The organism is Staphylococcus sp. FSL W8-0304, assembly GCF_038006565.1.
In the GTDB taxonomy this organism is placed as follows: Bacteria; Bacillota; Bacilli; order Staphylococcales; family Staphylococcaceae; genus Staphylococcus; species Staphylococcus epidermidis.
The window spans coordinates 306,074-329,139 of record NZ_JBBOVL010000001.1 but is presented as its reverse complement, the minus strand read 5'-3'; the positions used below and the strand labels follow the sequence as shown (position 1 = coordinate 329,139).

Annotated in this window: 20 protein-coding genes and 1 pseudogene; 3 read left to right on the top strand and 18 right to left on the bottom strand. The window is 30.3% G+C overall.

What is annotated here, in order from left to right:
• Nucleotides 1-40: 40 nt before the first annotated feature.
• From NST35_RS01350 to esxA, 13 genes are all read right to left on the bottom strand, one after another.
• Nucleotides 41-628, bottom strand: coding sequence for a DUF5080 family protein (locus NST35_RS01350; protein WP_002458316.1), 588 nt, complete (start codon nt 626-628; stop codon nt 41-43).
• 13 nt (nt 629-641) lie between these two features.
• Nucleotides 642-1,100, bottom strand: a complete 459-nt coding sequence (locus NST35_RS01345; protein WP_002458317.1) for a DUF5085 family protein — start codon at nt 1,098-1,100, stop codon at nt 642-644.
• Complete coding sequence (locus NST35_RS01340; RefSeq protein ID WP_032604520.1) at nt 1,093-1,542, bottom strand: DUF5085 family protein; 450 nt, start codon at nt 1,540-1,542, stop codon at nt 1,093-1,095. Before NST35_RS01340 ends, NST35_RS01345 begins: the two co-directional genes overlap by 8 nt.
• Nucleotides 1,542-2,207 (bottom strand): DUF5079 family protein, encoded by a 666-nt coding sequence (locus NST35_RS01335; RefSeq protein ID WP_002458318.1) that lies wholly within the window; start codon nt 2,205-2,207, stop codon nt 1,542-1,544. The genes NST35_RS01340 and NST35_RS01335 overlap by 1 nt, the downstream gene beginning before the upstream one ends.
• Nucleotides 2,208-2,226: 19 nt before the next feature.
• The gene (locus tag NST35_RS01330) at nt 2,227-3,888 is read right to left on the bottom strand and encodes a T7SS effector LXG polymorphic toxin (protein ID WP_002458319.1); all 1,662 of its coding nucleotides are present in this window, start codon (nt 3,886-3,888) and stop codon (nt 2,227-2,229) included.
• Between the two features lie 13 nt (nt 3,889-3,901).
• Nucleotides 3,902-4,297, bottom strand: coding sequence for a YwqH-like family protein (locus NST35_RS01325; protein WP_002458320.1), 396 nt, complete (start codon nt 4,295-4,297; stop codon nt 3,902-3,904).
• 38 nt (nt 4,298-4,335) lie between these two features.
• Nucleotides 4,336-4,608: a TIGR04197 family type VII secretion effector gene (locus tag NST35_RS01320; protein ID WP_002458321.1), complete on the bottom strand. Its 273-nt coding sequence runs from the start codon at nt 4,606-4,608 to the stop codon at nt 4,336-4,338.
• A gap of 2 nt (nt 4,609-4,610) precedes the next feature.
• Entirely contained in the window at nt 4,611-9,062 is a 4,452-nt protein-coding gene (gene essC / locus NST35_RS01315) for a type VII secretion protein EssC (RefSeq protein ID WP_032604521.1), read from the bottom strand.
• Between the two features lie 21 nt (nt 9,063-9,083).
• Nucleotides 9,084-10,409 (bottom strand): type VII secretion protein EssB, encoded by a 1,326-nt coding sequence (essB, locus tag NST35_RS01310; protein WP_002458323.1) that lies wholly within the window; start codon nt 10,407-10,409, stop codon nt 9,084-9,086.
• Between the two features lie 15 nt (nt 10,410-10,424).
• The gene (locus NST35_RS01305) at nt 10,425-10,667 is read right to left on the bottom strand and encodes an EsaB/YukD family protein (RefSeq protein ID WP_002446971.1); all 243 of its coding nucleotides are present in this window, start codon (nt 10,665-10,667) and stop codon (nt 10,425-10,427) included.
• Nucleotides 10,664-11,095, bottom strand: coding sequence for a type VII secretion protein EssA (gene essA, locus NST35_RS01300; protein ID WP_002458324.1), 432 nt, complete (start codon nt 11,093-11,095; stop codon nt 10,664-10,666). Before essA ends, NST35_RS01305 begins: the two co-directional genes overlap by 4 nt.
• Complete coding sequence (gene esaA, locus NST35_RS01295; protein WP_002458325.1) at nt 11,096-14,146, bottom strand: type VII secretion protein EsaA; 3,051 nt, start codon at nt 14,144-14,146, stop codon at nt 11,096-11,098.
• A gap of 135 nt (nt 14,147-14,281) precedes the next feature.
• Nucleotides 14,282-14,575, bottom strand: coding sequence for a WXG100 family type VII secretion effector EsxA (gene esxA / locus NST35_RS01290; RefSeq protein ID WP_002458326.1), 294 nt, complete (start codon nt 14,573-14,575; stop codon nt 14,282-14,284).
• Nucleotides 14,576-14,817: 242 nt separating this feature from the next.
• Here esxA and NST35_RS01285 point away from each other — a divergent pair, with 242 nt between their 5' ends.
• Both NST35_RS01285 and NST35_RS01280 read left to right on the top strand, forming a co-directional pair.
• Nucleotides 14,818-15,777 (top strand): CHAP domain-containing protein, encoded by a 960-nt coding sequence (locus tag NST35_RS01285; RefSeq protein WP_099606541.1) that lies wholly within the window; start codon nt 14,818-14,820, stop codon nt 15,775-15,777.
• Between the two features lie 368 nt (nt 15,778-16,145).
• A pseudogene (locus NST35_RS01280) lies at nt 16,146-16,365 on the top strand (hypothetical protein); the annotation flags it as partial.
• Nucleotides 16,366-16,554: 189 nt separating this feature from the next.
• Here the strand turns inward: NST35_RS01280 and tnpA are convergent.
• Together tnpA and NST35_RS01270 are read right to left on the bottom strand one after the other, a co-directional pair.
• Nucleotides 16,555-17,037, bottom strand: coding sequence for an IS200/IS605-like element ISSep3 family transposase (tnpA, locus tag NST35_RS01275; protein WP_340747232.1), 483 nt, complete (start codon nt 17,035-17,037; stop codon nt 16,555-16,557).
• 214 nt (nt 17,038-17,251) lie between these two features.
• On the bottom strand, nt 17,252-17,698 hold the full coding sequence (locus NST35_RS01270) for a MarR family winged helix-turn-helix transcriptional regulator (RefSeq protein ID WP_002446968.1): 447 nt from the start codon (nt 17,696-17,698) through the stop codon (nt 17,252-17,254).
• A 170-nt stretch (nt 17,699-17,868) separates the two neighbouring features.
• Between NST35_RS01270 and NST35_RS01265 the strand changes: the two genes are divergently transcribed.
• Nucleotides 17,869-19,518, top strand: a complete 1,650-nt coding sequence (locus tag NST35_RS01265) for an alpha-keto acid decarboxylase family protein (protein ID WP_002446967.1) — start codon at nt 17,869-17,871, stop codon at nt 19,516-19,518.
• Between the two features lie 346 nt (nt 19,519-19,864).
• On the opposite strand, the gene NST35_RS01260 is transcribed toward NST35_RS01265, so the two are convergent.
• From NST35_RS01260 to NST35_RS01250, 3 genes are all read right to left on the bottom strand, one after another.
• Nucleotides 19,865-21,031, bottom strand: coding sequence for a CapA family protein (locus NST35_RS01260; RefSeq protein WP_002458329.1), 1,167 nt, complete (start codon nt 21,029-21,031; stop codon nt 19,865-19,867).
• Between the two features lie 251 nt (nt 21,032-21,282).
• On the bottom strand, nt 21,283-22,041 hold the full coding sequence (locus NST35_RS01255; RefSeq protein ID WP_002458330.1) for an alpha/beta hydrolase: 759 nt from the start codon (nt 22,039-22,041) through the stop codon (nt 21,283-21,285).
• Nucleotides 22,042-22,333: 292 nt separating this feature from the next.
• Nucleotides 22,334-23,020: a Crp/Fnr family transcriptional regulator gene (locus NST35_RS01250; RefSeq protein WP_001831835.1), complete on the bottom strand. Its 687-nt coding sequence runs from the start codon at nt 23,018-23,020 to the stop codon at nt 22,334-22,336.
• Nucleotides 23,021-23,066 lie beyond the last annotated feature (46 nt).

Sequence of the window (23,066 nt, the reverse complement as noted above, 5' to 3'; positions counted from 1 at the left end):
TTAAATCTCCTCTCTGTAACAGTTTAAAATAATTATAGAATTAATACAATAATACAGACGATATTATAATCCATACAGTCACTACAATAGGAATTAATGATTTAAATAAAAAAATGCCATATTTTTTCTTTCTATACAAGTCCATTATTAGCCAGATAACTATAATAATCATTCCAACAAAAATAAATACAGGGTTCATTGACAAACTGTCTGCTTTAATATCACTAACAATATGTATTTTTGTAAGTATTAAAAGTGCTATAGCAATTAAAAAATAGTAAACAGATTTAATTTTTGAGACTTGTAAATCTAACTCTTGATATTCTATATCATCTTGATTTGCATTTTCCTGTTTACTAATTAGATAGTTCAAAACTTTGGGTTTTGTCCAAAAATTTTTGATTGCAAAATATATATACACAAATGAACCAATTAAAGTAAATGCTATATAATTACTTAAATCATTTCCTGTAAGTTTATTTCCAATAAAATGAAAAACAATCAACATTACTATAATAATAAAATCTAAAATAATAGATAAAATTGAAAGATTTTCAGATTTCAGAAGACTATCAAATAGCGCTAAATAAAATATAATAAATACTCCAATCAGTACAAAATAAACCAATATTTACACATCCTTAATCATTCTCATATACCTTCGCTTTGATTTCACACCAACCTTTTTCACCTTTTCTATCATATTTAAATGTATGGTAATAAGGTGATATAAAAGTTAAATTTTCACGTTTGGCAAAATTGTTCATTTCTTCTAAAAGTTCAATTTCTTCTTCTATAAAATTATTTGTTTTAATTCTTCCTTGTAATAACATATTCAAACAAAAGTAAGTCCTATACTTAAGTTCATTACTAGGTGAAAAAGCCCTATCAACTGATGCAAAAACATCCAAATTCATTCTTTTTTCTAAATCTATTTGCGTTACAGCAAAATTAATATCTCCTACAATTAAAACATTTTTATGTTCACAACATTTTTGAAAATCTTTAAATACTCTTTCAAAATCTTCTTTGCTTATATCAAAATAGGTTTTATATGCTAAATTTTTTAACATTATATAAGAATAACTATTTTCATTCATTATCATCACCTATTTCTAATTGAGCATATATCTCAAATACAGTCCCTCCAAAGTAATCTACCATAACATGATAATAAGGTTGATCAATGACTGATAAATCATTATTTTCAGCTGCTAAGTTTATTTCTTTATATACTTGTTCAAACTCATCTTCATTAAAACATTTTTCTGATAAAGTAGGGCCAACTTCTAACATATCAATATATTCTATGTTTAATTCAGGGATATGTTGTAATTCATCATTTAAAGAAATAAAAACAGTATATTGATATTCATTAATCCCAATAAGCTTTCTTTGAAATATTATAGGTCCTGTTGGGTATATATCTTTATCAATAAAAAATTCATTTACCGTATCTAAACTTTCTAACCAATTTTCTTCTTTATCAATTTCAAATGTTATTTTTACACAATATGGCATGATAAGCATACCTAATTCCATTATAATTTCACCCCATCTTCACTAATGTCATAATTTAACAGACCTAAGTAAAAATATGTTCGTCCAATAAGCAAATGGCTACAAAATAACATTATCATTCCCATCCAAATCGTTCTATTTTCTTCAGAATAAACAGGAAGAATTAATGATACATACAACAATAGTCCAAACGATAATAAAACAATTAAAATACCAATCATTCTAATAAAACTACCGTTTTGGATACCGAACATCTCAAATTCACCTAGACAAAATAAGAATAGACCTATAGCAGAGACTATTATGAGCCCACAAATTAACAACCAATATGTAAAAGTATCGTCTCTAGAATCTGCAAAATAAAAAGCATAAGCAGAACTAATTAAAAATGGAATGTTGTATCCTGAAAGTAAATTGATGCTCATATATATTGCAACTCTGAACTTATAATTTTTTCGATTATAGTTCTTAAAAATATACTCGCGTTCTTGTAAATAAAGAGTCAGCCATAATAATAATGATACTATTAAATATATTTTCATATATAATGGCATATTACCTCTTATACCTGGACCTGAATATATAAAATAGTAAAATCCAAAAATAATGAAATTCACTAATGATAATCCTATTAAATGTGAATGTTGAATTGATTCTATTGATTTTTTTTGTAGATTTTCCTCCATAATGTACACCTTCCTTTTATCAACTAAATACTGAACTTACACCTTTAGTTACAGTATTCCATGAATTTTTAGCAATTTTTTTACTATTATCTATTGAATTATTAATTTTATCTTTTGCTATATCTTTAACTGCCTTATCTTCAACTTTAATATCTCCTAACATACCTGCTAAAATACCAACTCCAGCTCCTGCTAATGTCCCTACTACAGGGATTGGTATAGCAGTTCCTACTGCTGCACCTGCTGCTGCACTTCCACCTAAGATTGATAAGTCCACTCCTGCACCTACTAATTTTTCTTGCAGTGAATCTTTACTCATATTATCTGTTATAGCGGTAATAGCAGCTAATGGTTTTAATGCTTTCCCCCCCATTTTTGTCAATTTTCCTAACTTCCCTAAAATATTTTTGTTTTTAAAATCTTTGGCTACACCTTTTATATCTTCATTCCAATATTTTTTTATGTTTTTTTGAATTGCGGATTTTGATTTTAAATTTTCTTTCTTCAAAAATGTTTCTCTAAAACTTTGATTAGAAAAAGTATTTTTAAATTCAGTTGATGCCGCCTTTTTCATTTCTTTTGCATCAAAGAACTTTTTAGCGTCACCAAACTTATATTGAAAATTTTTATTCTTCAAGTCTTTTTTCAATATTTCAGCAGTTTTATTATCATATTCCTGTACTTTAGACATCCAATTAACTAAATTACCTTTTTTAAATGGATTATTTTTAACAAATTCACCAGTATTTTTTATTGCATTTTTTAATTTAATATTATCTCTATTTGTATTAAATACCATTGCCATTTTTCTCAATTGTTTTTTATCCATATTATTTATTAATTTGTTTATGTCTCTGGTATTGTTATATTTTTTAAAACCTTTCATTGCACTACCATTACCAATTGCCTTTAAAGCGTAATATTCCCTGCCAGCTTGAACCATAGCATCATAAGCATTTTTATTAAAAGGTTTCTTATAAATTGTGTCACTTGTTTTTTCTAGATACTTTTGCCATTTTATTAATTCTTGACTTGTTTGATGTCTGGCGATTGCTTTTTCTATCTTTTTAGTTGTTGAACTGATTCTTGCTCTATTAGAAGATAAGCCCTTAACGTAAGAACTAAGCCCACTTAATTCTGTAATTAAATTATCAGTTCTGTCACCATCAATAGAATTATTAGCATCGAACGAAGTAAGTTTTTCTAAAGTTTTATCTATATGTTTATTAAAATCAGCCATCTTATTAGACAGATTATCATATTTTATTTTTTTTGCTGTTGATAAATCTGACACATCATTTATCGCATTATTTGCATCATCACTAGACTTAAATGCATCTCTTAATGCATCAACTATTTCCTTTTTATATTCTTTAATTTTACTTTCGTCTAAAATCGCTGCTTGATTATTATCTACTTCTGACTCAAATTTATTAATGGACTTGTCTAAATCAGACTTAAAATCTCTATTTATTTTTTTGATTTTATTAATTGATTTTATATGAAAGGTATTTGTATAATTCTTAACACTTGAAGCAGCTTTCCCTTCAAATCCATCTGTATTAATCAATTTGGACATACTTGAACTTAATTGGTCAACATTAGAATCAACTGATTTAAGAGAACTTTCGACTGCCTTTTTCATATTATGAACTTCAGTCATATCAACTTTTGTTCCCATTGTTATCCCTCCATTATAATTTAGCTTCCAGTACCTTTATATCATGAGATAATTTGCTAATTTGATTTTCAACTCCTTTTATTTCTTTATTTTTTTTCGAAATGTCATCCTCTAAATCATTTTCTGCGTTTTCAAAATCTTGGTTAACATTTTTCAATTCTGAATTTATTTCCTGCTTCTTTTTATTACTTTTATTTCTAGTTTCTCCTTTCCAATCAGAATCTGTTATTTTAGTTTTATCATAAGAACTTTTAGCTTGATTAAAATCATCTTTTGCTGATTTAACATCTTTTAATGCATTTTCTAATCTTTCCAAATCACCATTTAATCCTGTTAATTCAGTGTTTTTTTCAATTTTTTCACTTTTTTTCTGAGAAATTTGTTGTCTTATTGCAAATTTATTACTCATTTATACCCTCCATGATAAAAATATATGCTTTTCATATATTAATTATTTTGCCCAATTTGATTAGCGATATCACTATCATTCGCCACTATTTCATTAACAGTTGTTTGCATTGCTTCCACATCTTGTGAAACTATAGATTCATAATTGGAAATAGCTTTATTATAGCTTTCGTACATATCAACATATTCCGTAAATGTTACTAAATTGGTCTTTGATAAGTTTACTTCCCCATTTTCACTCATTATCCCTTGACTATTGTTGCGTATATTTTTAATATCAGCAGTTACTGAAGACTGATTTAACTTTATCATCTTTAAACATCCTCTATTACTTTTAATTTTTTATATTCTTGGTTATCCACGATATACATTTCTTGAGGTTTTAATTCTGGTTCACCAAATTGATCTTTCACTTTAATGAATTCTTGCTCAGAAATTTTATGTCCAATAATTGATTGATTGACTGTACGTGTCAACATTTTACTTTCTCGATCAAATGCGCCTATTGTGTCTGAATACAATCCACTAGCTATTACAATCACATTATATTTTGGACCTTCATTAAATAACATCCTCACTTCATCTTCATTCATTCCTGTAATTTGGTTAAATCTTTTTATGTTGTTAATGAATACAATTTTACGTTCTTTACAAGATCGTTTTCCTTCTTTTCTAGAAGCAATTTCTTGTTTAAAACCAGTACGAATCATATTTAATTCAGAAGGTGAAGAATGATATGATGAAACACTTTCCGAATACGAATTCATATTTTCATCCACATCAACTAATATAACCATATTGTTTTTGCTGTATACTTCTAATTGATTCATAATAATTCGACTTAAATATTCATGTTCGTTCGGTTTTACAGCAGTAATAATACTAGGCTTTGTAACATCTAAACTAACCAATTCGACGTCTTCAAAGTCTAATCCTACTGGTAGTTTATGATCTTCTAAAATGATTTTTTCAAAGTCGTATTTAGCTTCTAGCTCTTCTCGAAGTACTTTTTCTGGCATCATCGGAATGTGTGCAGGATATTCGCCCACGTAGTGTTCGTTCATTTGTGCGATTTCATCTTTGATGCAACTATTGTAGGTTTGCCCTTCTTTTACTTCAAATGGTTGTGCAATTTGGAATTGTGTGAAGTTGTCATCGTTGATGGCTGCACGTCCTTTAATATCTTTAACACCTTTTTTATATGAGCCAATGATGTTTGTTAGTTCATTATTTTCAAATAAGTATAGTGCAATACGCGTCTTAATATTAGTAAATATAGATGATTTAACGGCGCTTGATCTAGAACCAGTCAAGATAATGTAAACACCTAATGCTAAACCTTCTCTTGTCACTTTAGCCATCATTTCTTCATAGTCTTCGACGAAAGGTGATTCTTTCACTGTGTCATAGTTATCAATGATGATAAAGACGTTGGGCACTCTTTTTCCTGTTTCTTTATTATATTGATCAATGTTAATCACACGTTCTTGACTTAATAACTTTTTACGTTCTGCGATAATCTGATGGATTTGTTTAATGGCTTTAGCAATTTTATCCTCTTGATCCACTGTGAAATAATCTGCGACGTGTGGAACATCACTGACAGGCATTAAACCGTTTGTACCAAAATCGAATAAATACATATGTGCTTGATCTGGTCGATAGTGACGTGCCACATCAAAGATAACATTGTGCAGGAAGTTCGTACGTCCATATCCAGGGCTACCAATTAATGCAATATGACCTGCTTGTTTTATCTTCAATGTCATCGGTCCTTGATATTGATCTTCTGGCACATCTTTCAACCCTAAAGTTAATTCGACTTCTTTAGGTTGATCTGTCCATAATTTGTTGAAATCTGTTTCAATTAATTCTGATTGATATACCATCTCAGGTAATGGTGGTAACCAAGGTCGTTTAATATCCGGTATATTTAAACGCTCTGTAATATCCTCAATATGATCAATCACTGCTTCGAGTTCTGTTTGAGTTTCAGTTGGTTCTTCATCGTCTAATCCACTTAAGTCTTTGTTGATAGGTTGTAATTGACCATAATCATTAATCATATAGATTGTTTTATCTTCATTATCTAATGATTCACCTTCGATATCGTACGTCGCACCACTCCAAGCAGACTGGAATAATTCATAAATTTCATTATTACCGACTTGTAAGTACGCACGTCCTGGTAATGTGATATCAGCTGCGTCAGGTGTTTTTAAAATTTCGTTACTGTCCTGTCTATCTTGTACTTTCAAAGCAAGTTTGAATTTAGAGTTAGACCATATTTGGTCATCAACCACACCAGATGGTTTTTGTGTCGCTAAGATCAAATGAATACCTAAAGAACGACCAATACGTGCTGTTGAAACGAGTTCTTTCATAAAATCAGGTTGTTCTGATTTCAATTCAGCAAACTCATCGGAAATAATATATAAATGTGGCATAGGTTCAGTTGCTATACCTTCTTTAAATAACTTGTGATACTGATTGATGTGGTTAACATCATGTTCTCCAAATAATCTTTGACGTTTACGCAATTCTGCTTTTATAGATGTTAAAGCTCGCATAGCTTCATCACCGTCTAAGTTCGTAATAGTTCCTACTAGATGTTTTAGGTCTTTGAACAGATTCGCCATACCCCCACCTTTATAGTCAATTAATAGAAATGCGACTTCATGTGGATGGAAGTTCACTGCAAGAGACAAGATATAAGATTGTATAATTTCTGATTTACCAGAACCTGTTGTACCTGCAATTAAACCATGTGGTCCATGTGCTTTTTCATGTAAGTTAAGTGATAATACATCGTCTTTACCTCTTACACCTAAAGGTACTGCCATTGTTTTATATGTTTCATTTTGCTGCCAACGATTAGCAACATCTAATTCATTAACTTCATTAACATCATACATTTGTAAAAATGTAATACTATCAGGAATTGCGTTCTTCATATGTTCAATATGATTAAGATTAGCAATTCGACGTGCAATATATTCTTTATCAATACCATCAATATTTTCCGGCGTAAATTTCAATTGCACTAATTCTTCTTCTTTCATAATAAGTTCGCCTTCAGTTCTAGATTTAATATCTATTATTGTTTCCACGTGTTCTGGCAAACTTTCAATAACGTCTTCCACAAATACTAACGAAATACCATATTCTGATAAATCTTGATTCACATATTCTAAAATAACGTGATCGATAATAAGTGACATATCAGTAATCACAAATACTAAATGTGGTGTGAATACGATTTTTTCATTACTTTTACTTTTTTCTCTTACCGTTTGAATACGCTCTTTAATCATACTGTATACAGAGGTCAAAATTTGATCACGTGTACGTTGATTATAGACGAACCCTCTTATGTTTAAAGCACTCAATGTTATATGAGGTAACCAACGCGCCCAGTTAAAGGTGTCACGTTCATCTTCTCTAATCACATATAGCATTTCCACATCATGATAACTGTGGAAAGTGGCAAGTTGAAGTGTCATCTTCTCTAACTCTTCAATAATCAAATGTCTGGCACCAATATAAGCAATTGGACCATGTGTTAAATCATTAATTAATGGCGCTTTTTCAACTTCTTGATAAAATTCATAAAGTTCTTTCGCATCGTCAAATAATTCATCTCTTCTTTGAACAAATTCATCTTCTTGATAATCGACTTTAAAAGATTTTTCAATATTAGCGATACCTAATTTATAATGTAGAAAATCATGATGGTGTGATGTTTTCTCATAAATTCTAGGTGCCTTATTTTCAACAATATCTTTAATTTCAGATAATGTTGGATAATGGAAGTTCAAACTAAATCGTTGGTCTTTTATCGCTTTATTGATATCCGATGACTTATCACTAAGATACTTTTTATAATCCTTCTCCCGCTTTTCGACCTCTTCTTTATATTTCTTTTTCTCAGAGAAGTAAGTTGTAATACCAAAGATAACCGTTACGATGCTCATACCAATCATCATAATAATATAAACACCAATTGGTCTGACTAAAAAGATGACTACGGTCAATGCAATCATTACGAGTGGCGGAACGATGGAACGCCATATCGCAGTATTATTCTTTTGAATTGGTTGTGGCGGTTTTTCAATTTTAATTGTCTCAGTAGGTTCACGATGAATGATTCTTGGTGAACGATGGTAGTCGTTATAATCATCTGATTGTGCATCTGGTGTATCTTGATTGAGTCTGATTAAATCTGAAATCATCGTTTCGTGACTCATCATTTTCAAACCGTCGGACTGCACTTCAAACCAAATCCCATTGATAAAGACATGATCCCCGATGTACGCTCTGCTCCATTTGTCATTACTAAGTTCATAATTGATGTATAATTTTGAATCATCATTATGTACAAACTGAACATATCCAGTCTGTCCAATTTCAGCATAATTTTTAATCATAATGACATTCGAAAGTTCAGCAATTTTAATATCATCATAATCATTAGGACCTATGGTTATCACGTCTCGTGTATTTGGGTAAGCAAAGGATGCTATGTTTGAAGTATCAAATAGGTATAACGACACATTACCATCATTCGTCTTTCTTTCTTGCCCTTTAAATATAGAAGAATGATTAGCTTGCCATGTACCTTGTTCATTCTGTTCTAAATGAATCACATCATTAAAATTGTCTAATGTAATGTCAGCTGACTTATCTCCACTAATGGTATATGTCTTTTGATTTCTTAAATTTAACATTTTCAATTGATTCTGGTATTCAATAATTAATCTATGCATAGTTAGTTACTCAGTCCTATACTATTTTTTACGTTCTGCTTCTTGACGTTTCTTTTTATCTTTTGCTGCCTGTTCTTTTTGTTTCTTCTCATTCTCTTCTTGCTGTTTTACTTTTTTGTCTTTTTCTTCAGCTTTTTCTTCTTTTTCTTTAGCTTCTTCATCTTTAACTTCTTTTTCTTTATCTAAGATGTCTTGTAATTTGTCGTTATATTTTTTCGTTTGTTCAGAACGTTTATCATTAGATAAATCTGAATTATTTTTAATTTCATTTAATTTATTTATTAAAGCTAATTTTGTAATATCGTTATCATCTAGATAAGTAGCAATATTTAAAGCTTCATCTAAATGTCCTTGCCCCAATTGCATCCAATATAATAAGTAATCTTTATTGGCATCTGGTGTAACGCTATTAAGCAAGTTCTCTTTTTTATCTTTTTCTAATCCCTGCTTGTTTGTTTCAATATAACTTTTCGCATAGATATAGAGTGCCTCTTTATCAAGATTTTTACCATCTAAATCTTTGTAGTCATTAAGTACTTGTGTATAATCTGCTTTGACATAAGATTGATATCCTTTTTCAACTTGTTCTTCATTATTCATAACAAAGAAATACAAATAAGCTAAACAAGCAATTAATAACACGCCAATAATACTCATTGCTATTCCTAACCATTTAAAAGTATTGTATTTTCGTTTTCGGACATATGAAAAGTTCTGTGTATAATCTGACTGTTGCTTATTATATTGTTCTGTTAAAAATTGCTTAAGTTCAGACAAGTTCTTAGATTGTATAATTTTATTTTCAAAAGGTGTTCCTTTATGTAGTTCTAAATTTCCTTCAACAAGCGCATCGAAATTCACTTTTTGATTAAAAGCTGTAATAATTAATGACTTGTATCGTAAAAGAAAATCATCTTCAGACAACGGTAATGGTTCTACAATATTCTTTAATCCTCTTGTCTTCATGAGTGGAAGTCCATCTTTTGTAAAGTAAAGTTCGTCTGGAGATAAATTAAAGGTATAACGTGTTGCTCTAAGTTCTTCTAATTTTCCAATATTTAATAAATATCTCAGCTTTTCATTTTTGGAAAAACTTTTAATTTTTTCAAAAGGAATATTATGTTCTGTAATATGGTAATGCACTTGATAGTTATCACGTAGTTCTGTTAACTCTGCATCAAGGAAGTATGATGTATGTTGCTCTAACAAATACATTAGATGACTTTGTTCTTTCTTAATGGATGTCTTAGGTATTTCTCTCATGTCTCTTCTTTCATGCTTTTCATCATTAGTTTGACGATCTAGTGGTTCTAAATCCTTTAACTCACTTGTCTTTTTATTAGCCATTTATTTTTATCCACCCTATAGTAATTTTAATATGTCTCCGTCGGTAATTTGATAATCTATCAACCTATCATTTTCAACTAAAAGTTGATTTTTCGTTATTACTTTAATTTGGTTGCTTATGTCACTCAAATGTATATCTAAACTTTCCAATACTAATGGTAACAATGCTTTCATTGACATGTGTATTGGTACTGCCAAATCATAAGTTCCGTAGTTATAATTCGTAAAATCGAATGTCACTTTTTTATGTTGTTTCATTTTTGCCTTCTCCCTCTTCTAATAGAAATTATGACAAACCCAACTGTTAAAAAAGCCCCTATACTCAATAAAATATAAGGAACTACATTTTTCTCCTGTTTATTTTGAATATAGGGACTTTTATCACTCTCCACAGCTTTTTCAGCATTCGTTGGGGAAAACAATACTTTTTTAGTTTCATCCAAGCGAGTATTTTTACTCGCTTGGTTCTGAAACATACCATTTTTTATTTTATTGTCTTTTTTCTCTCGTTGCTTTTTCAGTGCATCATTTACCTTTTTACTGTCTTTATCAAATAAAGTTGTATCATATTGATTTAAATCTTTGTTTACATTTTCCTTTTCCTCTTGATCAACTTGAATATCGAGACTTCCTCTGGGACTATCTGCTGTTAATAATGTCATAGTCATTAAACCTTCTATTAACATTTAGATGAGCCTCTCTTTCTTAAAGTGCTTGATAAACATATTAAGTACAAATCCAATAATTACAATCACTGACATTATGAATAATGCCATTCCAACTGGATGTTCTGCATTCAGGAAGTTATATATCATAGTATCTACATAGGATAATGGTGAGAATTTGTTTAACGTATGATTTGTATTGAAGTAATTCATCGCAACAAAATAAATACCTAATGTAGTCATCATGATAAACATACCAATTGATTTAAGTTGTCTGAATAAGTAAGTGTTGATTAATACAAATAGCATCATTGTCATGATAATCATAAACATAAACTTAACTTTATAACCTGGCATAATGTGATATTGATTCATAGCAATTAGACCAATGACAACACCCTCTATTAAACCAGTCAATGTGATGATTGAGGAAATAATCACGTTATTCCACATTCTATTATTTTTACTAAATTCATCTTTAATTAAGTTAAGGCTTCCTTTTGCTCTTTCGTAACTGTAAAATACATAAGCTGTCATCATTGCGATTAAATACATCAACAGTACTAAAATCGTAGGAGACATAGTATCTTTATCACCATTATTTGCTAATACATTTTCCAAATTTTTCTTTTGAATTGGATTACTCATAAAGTCTTTTAATGCGACATTTTGACGATCCCCATCTTTAGAATTTTTAAGTACTTTTTCAAAATCTTTAGCAAATAGTTGGTTCTTTTTGTCATTATTAGACATTTGTTCATTTAAATCATTTGCTCTTGTACCTAGCGCTCTACCGCTTGCATGTAAATTATTAACATTATCATCTAATTGGTTTAACTCTCCACTAATTTGATCTGCATTAGATTTAGAATTTTGTACATCAGATAGTAAGCTTGTACTTCTCTCTGATAATTTACTTACTTGATCGTCTAGATTCGTAGATAATGTTGTAAATTCTTCACCTTTATCTTTATCAATTTTTGGTGTCTTAGGTTCTTCATTAAGTGTCTTTTCAGCTTGACTCAGGTCACTAATAAGATTTGAAATATCTTTTTTGTTTTTCTTAATATCATCTTGATTGTTCATTACATCTTCAATCATTTTGTCTGAAGAATTATCTAATCCATCGATTTGTTTTAATAATTGTGACTTATCATTTTTAAAGTTTTTCATATCATCAATGACTTGATTTACCATCATATCTACAATGGCTTTATTATCAATCGTTGGTTTATCTGAATTTAAATTAAAATCTTTAAAGATATCGTAATGAGACTTGAACTTATCTAATGAACGTAACTGTTGATCTAAGTCTCCACTAATCAATTCACCTTCTAAGTTATGATTAATAGATAAGTCTACAACATTCACTCTATCTGGTTCTTCATTCGTATCGTTATTAGCGTTATCTTTCTTATCTGCTTGACCAAATAACACTTGTAATTTCATTGTTTTATCTTTTAAAAATTCAGATTGATATTTACTATCATTTTTTAATTTAGCTGTACCTTTGATTTCCACATCGTATGATTTCTTCGTTGTATCTAATTTAATATCCTGATTTTTAATGTCATATTTCTTGTCATTTACATATACATATCCGTCAAAGTCAAAATTAGGATCGGTCGCAATAGTTAATTGGTTGATATCGCGACTTTTAATCGTTTCATGACGTTCAAATTCCACACCTTCGTTAATCAACTTAGATGTATCGTCTGCCGTGATTTCACCGTTATAATCTTGTTGCTTAATAAGGTCTTGTGGATGAGCCTTATTATATTCATCTTTGAACTGTTGAACATCATTAAGTATAGATTTATATTCCCTCGTAGCTTTTAAGGATAGTCCTGCATTATCCAAGTCTTGTTCGGACATATTTAAGATATAGTTTTGATCTTGACCTATTTTGTCTTTTTCAATGTCATTTCTTAGATGATTAATCATCGTATCTTGCATTTTCTGTTTGTCGTCTTTAATTTGTTGTAAAGCATCTTTAAGATCTTGATTATCGTCTAGTTGTGCCCTCATTGATTTAGTCAATTCTTTTCTGTAATCTTCAATCATCTCGTCAGTAAAAGGCGATTCTTGCTTTTTAACATCATCCTTGACTTTGCTTAAGCGATCTTTAAATGTTTTCTTGTATTCTTCTTTAGATTGATCTTTAGCATCTGCTTGTTTATCGAGTTGATTATCAACTTGTTTCAAATGATTGATATAGTCTTCTATATCGACATTGTCTCGTTGAGATTGATAATCTTCTAAAATTTGTTCCATTGCTGATAAGTTTCCTTCAAACCACTCATCTTGGTCTTGAACTATAGATGAAGCACTTAAATCATTACTAATATTAAATATATTTGAATTACTGCTTAATAGTGAATGATTATATTGTTGTATCCACGTTGTAATACCTTTATTTGCAGTTATAGAATTCACTAATGTATCTGTGAATAATTCTGGAAAATCATTTAATGGATTTAATAAATAATTTGCGAAGTTGTTATTAACACCTTGTTCACGCTTCATAATATCGCCTACATTTTCTTGGGCATTATGCAAATTATCTATAATACTTGTTAAGTAGATTTCAATTAAATGTTTATTAAAGTCATTAAGTACATTACTTACAACTTTTTCAGTTTCTTTAGCGATACTCTCTTTTTGACCAACTGCAGTTTTATATTGAATAGACATTTTTGACGGTGTCTTTTTGTCTAATTGCATAGCTAATTTTGTGAAATCTTTAGGAATCACAATCATGACTTGATATTTACCATTTTTCAATCCTGAATCCGCAATACTACGTGTTACAGTTTCAAATTTATAATTACTTTCTTTTGATAATTTTTTTATAAATGGTTCACCTAATTCAATCTTTTTTCCATTATACTTAGTTGGTTGGTCTTCGTTGACAATTGCAATATGTATATTTTCACTATTTTTAACTTCTTTTTGTGTATTATCTTCAGTCTGATTCCCATATTTAAAATGGACAAAGGCAATCATTCCTACTATAGCAACAATAATGATTAAGATTACGCTGGAAAGATAAATCCAATTTTTCTTTGTCATGTTTCTTTTCCCTTTCTAACCCAATACTAATAAAACGAAGAGGCGAGACCCCTTCTATATCAATGTATAAACTGATAATCCTTAACAAACACTGTTTGTTAATCCACTGTTAGGTTTTCCCGCCTCAACAAAATATTACTGTAAACCGAAGTTATTAGATAATTGTTGGTCTTGTTCTTGAACAGCATCTGCTGTGCTGTTTAATTGTTGTTTGATTTCTTCTAATAACTGAGCAAATTTTTCAACTTTAGGACTAAGTTGTTGGAATTGTTCTTCAAAACGGCTGAAAGCTTGTCCTTCCCAGTTTGCTGCGATTTCGCCTTGTGCACGAGTTAAATCAGCTAAAATTTGGTGTATTTGTTCAGAACCTTGTCCATAAGATTGTGATTTAGCTCTGATTTCCTCTGGACTCATCTTAATCATTGCCATAATTAGAAACCTCCTGAAAATTTGATTGTATTTTCTACAAGATACAGTAAAATTTAAATTTAAAGTATCTTATGTAAATAATATACAAATTACTAGTATATGTATATACTTTTTAACAAATTTAAGTGATTTGTTTTATTCAACACATTATTTTTATTTGATTTTTAACTTTTTATTCATTTTTTTACTATTGAAGTTTATACTAATAATAAATCATTTAAAGTAAAGGATTATTGATTAACATGAAAAAAATATTATTAACCAGTATATCGTCTATAACATTATTAAGCGGCCTTACTTTAACTACTAATACTTATGCTGCTAACTACAGTAATATTGATGAAGCTAGAAAAGAACATCCCAATGCAGATTTTAAAGTAAATAAAAAGGATGGTACGTTTTCCTATACATATGACAATAGAAACACACAATCATCATTAAATAAGAAGAAACAAGAATATCAGCCATCAAATAATCAAACAAATCATTACCCATCCCAAAATAATTCAGTTCAGTTATCACCTTATAACAATCAAGTATCTAACTTATCTCAAAATCATCAAAGTAATAATCAATTATCTGAAACACCTGATCCTCAAAATCATAGAAATGACCAAGGTGACATATTAAATGAAACTGATACACCACAACCTGTAATACCACCAACGTCTGATGATATGAAAGATAACTATCAATCTGATACTAAAAAAAATGCTTATCAAAAAGATAAGCATGGAATGATTACTACCATTGATATGGATGAGTTATATGATGAGTTGCAAATTGCTGAATTCAATGATAAAGCTAAGACAAATGATGGAAAACCATTAGCTATTGGTAATGGAAAAATCGTTGATCAACCCATATTCACAGACAAAAATAATTTATATACTGCAGGTCAATGTACTTGGTACGTCTTTGATAAACGTGCACAAGATGGACATACAATAAGTACTTTCTGGGGTGACGCAAGAAACTGGGCAGGACAAGCATCAAGTGCTGGTTTTAAAGTCGATCATTCACCAAAAGAAGGTTCAATCATGCAAACGACCAATGGCCCATACGGTCACGTTGCGTATGTTGAACGTGTTAATAAGGATGGAAGCATATTTATATCTGAAATGAACTGGATAGCACCATATATCGTTTCAACACGTACAATATCTGCTTCCGAGGTTGATTCTTATACTTTCATACATTAAAAATTGAAAGACCTTGTAATGACTTAGCTTAATATAATTTGTTCTTTTGAAATAAACTAATATACTATCAAATAGATTTATCCTAACACTTTATGTTTTGTCCAATTTGAGAGGTATTCTAATCGAAGCTAAATGAGTTTTTAAGAATCATATAAAGAAATGAAAGTAAGCATAGATAAGCAATAAGAGGTTTGAGTTGCAAAAGAAAAAGAGATTCTGTTGCAAAGTTAATTTTATAGAGTAATTTAAACAAAAAAGAAAAGATTTCTGTGAATTTTTTAGATATAAGCAATTTATAAGGACGTAATTATTGTAGCTGTTGGCTAATATCTAAGATACGCACTTGGTTATTGTAATATATCTAAAATATTAATATCCTCATTGAGCAAGATTACCGCCATATTAAAGTGAGAGAGACAAGGCATCCAAACATCAATACATCAAACTTTAAAAAGTATTGAATATATTTACGGTCTTTTAAAAAATCTCAGGTCTCTTCAGATCTATGGATTTCCCACAGTGCTACGACATTCGTTACATGTTGGTCAATTAAGAGAATACCACCATTTAAAAGTGATAATTAGTTAGATTTTTTGCTTGTGCAATAGAACCCAAGAGATAGTAACTCAACGAACTAAATTTAGTTTGAGTAATCAAAACCACCCGTATGAACGGGTGGTTTGTTCTACGGCTATAAGCCTTTCTTACTGGCCAGCCCTAAAAGGGCACTGATAGGTCAGCCGACTGCACTACTTTCCCAGCACCCCTAAAGGGGTACTATTTTTTTCGTCTTTTTTTAATTTCTTCTCCTGTAAAGGGATCTAGGTATTCTTCCATTGAAATTTGATCTGCAACGATATCTTCTTGTAATTGATTACGAATGTAATTTTCAATTACCTTTTTATTTCTACCTACTGTATCTACATAAAATCCTTTACACCAAAACTTTCTATTTCCATATCTAAATTTTAAATTAGCATGTCTATCAAAAATCATTAAACTACTTTTACCTTTTAAATATCCAACAAATGATGATACTCCTAATTTAGGTGGAATACTAACTAACATATGAATATAATCTTTACATGCTTCTGCTTCTATAATTTCTACGCCTTTTCTTTCACATAGTTGACGTAAAATAACTCCAATATCTCTTTTGATTTTTCCATATATCACTTGTCTTCTATATTTTGGTGCAAAGACTATGTGATACTTACAATTCCATTTTGTATGTGCTAAACTGTTTGTGTCAGATGACATTAAAAAGCATCTCCTCGTGTTGAATATTTTGGTTGGCTGACCAATATATATTCTAGCATGATGAGATGTTTTTTTAGATAACGGTAAAACCTTTTCTGAACCATACGCATAGCGCATGGTTTTCTTTATACAATTATAAAAAAACAATTTCTATTGAATAAATATAGAAATTGTCTTTTTCTTCGTCTAAGACCTTTATGTTCCAACATCTTTATTAATCTTCTTTCAAATGTTCAATTGTTTTGAAGCCTTCACGATAATTAGCTAGTTCTTCCATCATCGCGTACCAATCATGGCCTACTTTTTGTAGTGTCTGTTGAATTAATTCATCTTGTGCTTGGTTTAACTTACCTATTAAATCATCACCCGCTTCAGTGGTAAAAAGTTTTTTTACTCGTCTATCCTGCTTAGATGTTTGTTCAATAATTAAACCTTCTTCTTTTAATTTACGTAACGTTGCATGCGATCCTTGTTTAGATATTTCAAGCGTAATCAAAAGTTCTTTAATTGTTATACCCGGTAATTTATTAATGAAAAATAAGAATCGATGATGTTGGCGACTCATGCCATATTGCTCAATAATTTCATCCGCTGTAGTAATAAAAGTCTTATACGCGAAGTAAAACAGCATATGTTCGTAATCATTTTTATTTTTAGACATTTAACACTATCCTTTTTTATTCAATATCGTTATTATAATAAACTTTTGACTGATAGTCATATATTTCAGAAACTGTTCAAACTTTTAATAGGTCAACTTAGTTGACTTTATTTCAGATTGACGTTACTATGATACTTGTAAGATAAAAGAAATCAAAGGTGGAATTATATATGAAACAACGCGTAGGACAATATTTAATGGACGCGGTTTATTCAGCAGGTGCTGACAAAGTTTTTGGTGTCCCAGGAGATTTTAATCTAGCCTTTTTAGATGATATTATTGCACATAATCATATTAAATGGATTGGTAATACAAATGAACTTAATGCAAGTTATGCCGCTGACGGATATGCACGTATTAATGGCATCGGTGCAATGGTAACAACATTTGGAGTGGGTGAATTAAGTGCTGTCAACGGAATCGCTGGATCTTATGCTGAGCGTGTACCAGTTATTGCCATCACTGGGGCACCTACTCGAGCTGTAGAACAAGAAGGCAAATACGTTCACCATTCCCTTGGCGAAGGAACTTTTGATGATTATAGAAAAATGTTTGAGCCTATTACAACAGCGCAAGCTTATATTACACCTGATAATGCTACCACAGAAATTCCAAGAGTAATCAACGCGGCGATTCAACAACGTCGTCCAGTTCACATTCATTTACCTATTGATGTCGCACTCACAGAGATTGAAGTTTCAAAGCCATTCAAAGCAGAAGTCGAACCACAAAAAGACGTTCAAAGTTATATCAATATGGTTCAAGACAAGCTTGAATCGGCAACACAACCTGTCATTATTACAGGCCATGAAATAAATAGTTTCCATCTGCATAAAGAACTCGAACAATTCGTTGATCAAACTCAAATTCCAGTTGTTCAGTTATCTTTAGGTAAAGGTGCATTTAATGAAGAAAATCCTTATTATATGGGTATCTTTGATGGTTCAATAGCAGAACAAGATATTCAAGATTATGTCAATCAAAGTGATGCTATTTTGAATATTGGTGCTAAATTAACAGATTCTGCAACAGCTGGTTTCTCATATCAATTTGATATTAATGATGTGATTATGCTAAATCATAATGAATTTAAAATTAATGATACATGCATCGAAGCATTTTCATTACCAAATATATTAAATGGTTTAAATAAGTATATTCACTACAAAAATACTAATGATTTCCCACAATATGAGAGACCACAAGCACATAATTATGAACTTAGTAATCAGCCATTAACTCAAGAGACTTATTTCAATATGATGCAAGATTTTTTACAACAAGATGATATTTTAATCGCTGAACAAGGCACATCATTCTTTGGTGCTTATGACTTAGCCTTGTACAAAGATAATACTTTTATCGGACAACCATTATGGGGTTCTATCGGCTATACGCTACCAGCAACGTTAGGAACACAAATTGCAAATCCATATCGTCGAAACATTCTATTAATTGGTGATGGCTCACTACAATTAACTGTTCAATCATTATCTACAATGATTCGTCAACATTTAAACCCTGTGATATTTGTAATTAATAACGATGGTTATACAGTTGAGAGAATGATTCATGGTATGAAAGAACCTTACAATGACATTCGCATGTGGGATTACAAATCATTACCTTCTGTATTTGGTGGTGACAATGTTTTAGTTCATGATGTAAATACTTCAGAAGAACTCATGCTCACCTTCGAAAATATTAAATCTAATAGTGATCGCATGCACTTTGTAGAAGTGAAAATGTCTGTTGAAGATGCACCAGCTAAATTAAGTAATATAGCTAAAGCATTCGCATCACAAAACAAATCATCTTAATATCTTTTTAAAATTCTATAATATAAGCAATTCAAACACCCGTATGATTCTCTAGTTATACGGGTGTTAAATATATCTTTATAGAAGTTGAAACTTAAAAAATGACGTTTCCCGTGAAACAACATTCATTTAACGTTATATTTTATATCGATTAAAAGTAAAATGTATAAATAATCACAAACATTGATGACTCTAATAAATCATTCTTAAGACGCCTTTTTTAATGAACTCAATCATATCTTTAGCCATTGCTATAGTTTTAGAATTTGTTTTAAGTTCCGAGTTAAAAATTCCAAATATACAAATAAGCCTGCACATTCTTTAATGTGAGGCTTACTTGAATTCTCTATAAACTCCGATTATCTAAATATTGTTTATCAATAACTGAACGTGTGATATCTCGTAAGTGTGCTGGGCTCATCGAAGAACTATCCATTTGATTGCGACCGTGATGAGTCGCATCTTTGTCATTATAGTCATCTAGCATCATCACTTTAAAGTTCGACTTAAGGAACTGGTTTTGGTGTTGAGTTAATTCGTAATAATTCACCATACTTCTCCACTTCACATCTTGAACTTGAAACTGTTTATCTTTCTTACTAATTTTAAAATCTATTCGTCCTAATAAATCATTACTTTCATTTCCTGTTGACTGACCGTTCAAGAAATTCCCTAAAGAATATGCTACGAGTGTACGATTCCCTTCTCTACCGTCAACCCATTTTACTGGTTGAATCACATGAGGATGTGTACCTAAAACTACATCAACACCTGCATCAGCGAAAATTTGTGCATATTTTTTTTGAGTGGCGTTAGGCTGATGCTTACCTTCATTACCCCAATGTGCTGAAACAAGTACTACATCACTTTGTTGTTTGGCTTTCTTAACATCTTGCTTAATTTTATTTTCATCAAACGTATCTACCGTATAATCATGAGTTGGTTGATGATCGTTTGTACCAAATGTGTAACTTAATAAAGCAACTTTCACGCCTTTAATTGTTTTAATAGGAATTTGACGGTGTGCTTGTTCTGATTCATATACACCCGTGAACAAAACTTGATATTTAAATTTGTTCCAAGTATGAATATGATTACTTACACCTTGCTCCCCTTGATCTAAGGCATGATTGTTTGCACCGTTTACAAAATTAAAGCCAGTATCTACTAAATCCTGAGCAATACTACTCGGTGTATTAAAGTTTTTAAATCCTGAATAAGGCCTATCATCCCCACCTAATGGTGATTCTTGATTAACAAAAGAAATATCTGCGTTTTGAATGTCTTTTCTTACTGGTTGATACATAGGTTTAAAATCAAAACTATTCCCCGTAATTTGTGCATCTTTATATACAACTGGGTGAATTAAATTATCACCTACAGCAACCACACGTATTGTTTTATTTGTATTTTGTTTATTACCAAAAGATTGATTAATCGTACACCCACTAACAACTATGAAAAACGTAAATAATATCATGGTATACACTAAATATTTAGATACTGTTTTCATTTTTTAATACTTTATCCCCTTTTATAAACTTTTGTATTTATCTTCATCATATCTCTATTACCTTTAATAAACAATATATGATATGTGAACATAATGATTTTAATAAATAACTATAGTTGTCTTACCTGTCATCTGGATTAACAGTAACACCGAACAAAATCAAAAAGTGAAAATACTAAGACGAGTAACAATTTTTTATATTCGTTTAATAAGATGTCCGCCTAAATATCCAAATTTAACCCTTTGTATCATTACTGGACAAACCACTCAATCGCACGTTTAATAGCTCTATCCCAATAAGCATAATCATGATCTCCTGGACCATCTTCAAACTTATAAGAAACCCCTTTTTTATTTAATGTCTCAATAAATTGAAGGTTATCATGATATAAAAAGTCTTCTTTACCACACATGATAAACAATTCAGGAATATCTACACTAGCATCGATGGCTTGATCAAGTAAGTAGTACGTATCGAGTTCTGTACCTTTAATTTGAGTATCTCTTCCGGTGATAGCTTGTGGAGAGAAATCAATCCAATCCAAATCAATGAGCCGTTGCGCTTCAAAAACTGCTGAAAGTGGTGCAGCTTTAGCAAATTTATCACTTTGAGTTAGCGCAAATTTAATCGTTCCATAACCGCCCATTGAATGTCCTGCAATAAAATTATCTTCTCTTTTTCTAGAAAGTGGTAAAATTTGATGTACGTATTCGTAAATTTCTAATATGTAATCATAGTAACTATGTCCATATACCATATTTGCATAGCCACTATGATCGACGTTAGGCATTATAATCGCAAGTTGATGTTCATTTGCATAACGCTCGATACTTGTATATCTTATGTAAGTTGTTTCATCGCTAGACAATCCATGTAATAACAACATTGATTTCAAATGTTTCGCTGTTCTTGAACTATCAAAAAATGTTACATCCTCCGGTAAAATAATCGTTAAATTTTGATGCATTCCTATCGTAGGTGAATTGTAATTCATTGTTATTAAAGCCATATGTGTCACTCCTCTACTGTATTATCTATTATTTTACTTATTCTTTTTATCAATTTATAGAAAAAACGCAACTTTGACTATAGATTATATAAATTTCTATACTTCTCAATGCGGAACTAAAATTTTATTCTCTATATTAAACAAGTTGATTTACTATAGATTGTCTAACCTTTAAATATGATATATTTCTAAAGCAATAAATCATGAAATAAAAAAAACGATAGTGAATGATTTCATAGAAACCTATTCGACCATCGTTTGTCTTCAATTATGTATGAGTGATACGCACTCATTATAAGTCTTTACTAACCAACCAATTTTTACTGTTTTTAAAGAGTATTTTTTCTTCTCTAAGTTCATTTATGATATGACTCGTCGTTTCTCTAGATATTCCTGCCATATCACTCAATAACTGTATTGTCATAAAATGCTTAATTTCATAAAACTCATCATGATCATAACCTACTGTTTGACATAGGTAACGTAAAATCTTAGTCACGCGTTCTTTAGCTAATTTACTCGTTAAAGCCATATTGTATTCAATATGTTGACATTGTGTTTCGCTTAATAAGGAGAATAATTTCACAAAAATCTCTTCGTGATTTTTACATAAATATTCTATTAAATCTCTTGGTATTCCAATCATTTCACAATCTGTTAGGGCTGTACACATTTCATTAGGAACTTTATCTTGAAATAAGTTATTTAAAGGAAAGAGCACTTTTTCTCTATTCAAATATCGATATACATCACCATTCAAATTAAAGTTTTCTCTCATAATATTACCTTTTAAGAGTAGGTAAATATGCGTGGTTTCATCAGACGAATAGTAGACAATTTGTCCTTTGTTGTAATGTCTCACAAAACATTGACTTTTAAATGGCAGTAATACGCCTACAGGAATATTGATATAAGATGCTAATTGTTTAAAACTTTCATCAAGTTCATTTTCTCTACAAAACATTTGATTTCCAGTCATAAAAATAACTCCTTATTGCCTTAGACTATGGTCAAAGGGGACGCTA

Excerpts from the sequence above, each read along its gene's own strand:
- NST35_RS01345 (WP_002458317.1), bottom strand. The coding sequence starts at position 1,100 with ATGAATGAAAATAGTTATTCTTATATAATGTTAAAAAATTTAGCATAT.
- NST35_RS01340 (WP_032604520.1), bottom strand. The coding sequence starts at position 1,542 with ATGGAATTAGGTATGCTTATCATGCCATATTGTGTAAAAATAACATTT.
- NST35_RS01335 (WP_002458318.1), bottom strand. The coding sequence starts at position 2,207 with ATGGAGGAAAATCTACAAAAAAAATCAATAGAATCAATTCAACATTCA.
- NST35_RS01330 (WP_002458319.1), bottom strand. The coding sequence starts at position 3,888 with ATGGGAACAAAAGTTGATATGACTGAAGTTCATAATATGAAAAAGGCA.
- NST35_RS01325 (WP_002458320.1), bottom strand. The coding sequence starts at position 4,297 with ATGAGTAATAAATTTGCAATAAGACAACAAATTTCTCAGAAAAAAAGT.
- NST35_RS01320 (WP_002458321.1), bottom strand. The coding sequence starts at position 4,608 with ATGATAAAGTTAAATCAGTCTTCAGTAACTGCTGATATTAAAAATATA.
- essC (WP_032604521.1), bottom strand. The coding sequence starts at position 9,062 with ATGCATAGATTAATTATTGAATACCAGAATCAATTGAAAATGTTAAAT.
- essB (WP_002458323.1), bottom strand. The coding sequence starts at position 10,409 with ATGGCTAATAAAAAGACAAGTGAGTTAAAGGATTTAGAACCACTAGAT.
- NST35_RS01305 (WP_002446971.1), bottom strand. The coding sequence starts at position 10,667 with ATGAAACAACATAAAAAAGTGACATTCGATTTTACGAATTATAACTAC.
- essA (WP_002458324.1), bottom strand. The coding sequence starts at position 11,095 with ATGTTAATAGAAGGTTTAATGACTATGACATTATTAACAGCAGATAGT.
- esaA (WP_002458325.1), bottom strand. The coding sequence starts at position 14,146 with ATGACAAAGAAAAATTGGATTTATCTTTCCAGCGTAATCTTAATCATT.
- esxA (WP_002458326.1), bottom strand. The coding sequence starts at position 14,575 with ATGGCAATGATTAAGATGAGTCCAGAGGAAATCAGAGCTAAATCACAA.
- NST35_RS01285 (WP_099606541.1), top strand. The coding sequence starts at position 14,818 with ATGAAAAAAATATTATTAACCAGTATATCGTCTATAACATTATTAAGC.
- tnpA (WP_340747232.1), bottom strand. The coding sequence starts at position 17,037 with ATGTCATCTGACACAAACAGTTTAGCACATACAAAATGGAATTGTAAG.
- NST35_RS01270 (WP_002446968.1), bottom strand. The coding sequence starts at position 17,698 with ATGTCTAAAAATAAAAATGATTACGAACATATGCTGTTTTACTTCGCG.
- NST35_RS01265 (WP_002446967.1), top strand. The coding sequence starts at position 17,869 with ATGAAACAACGCGTAGGACAATATTTAATGGACGCGGTTTATTCAGCA.
- NST35_RS01260 (WP_002458329.1), bottom strand. The coding sequence starts at position 21,031 with ATGAAAACAGTATCTAAATATTTAGTGTATACCATGATATTATTTACG.
- NST35_RS01255 (WP_002458330.1), bottom strand. The coding sequence starts at position 22,041 with ATGGCTTTAATAACAATGAATTACAATTCACCTACGATAGGAATGCAT.
- NST35_RS01250 (WP_001831835.1), bottom strand. The coding sequence starts at position 23,020 with ATGACTGGAAATCAAATGTTTTGTAGAGAAAATGAACTTGATGAAAGT.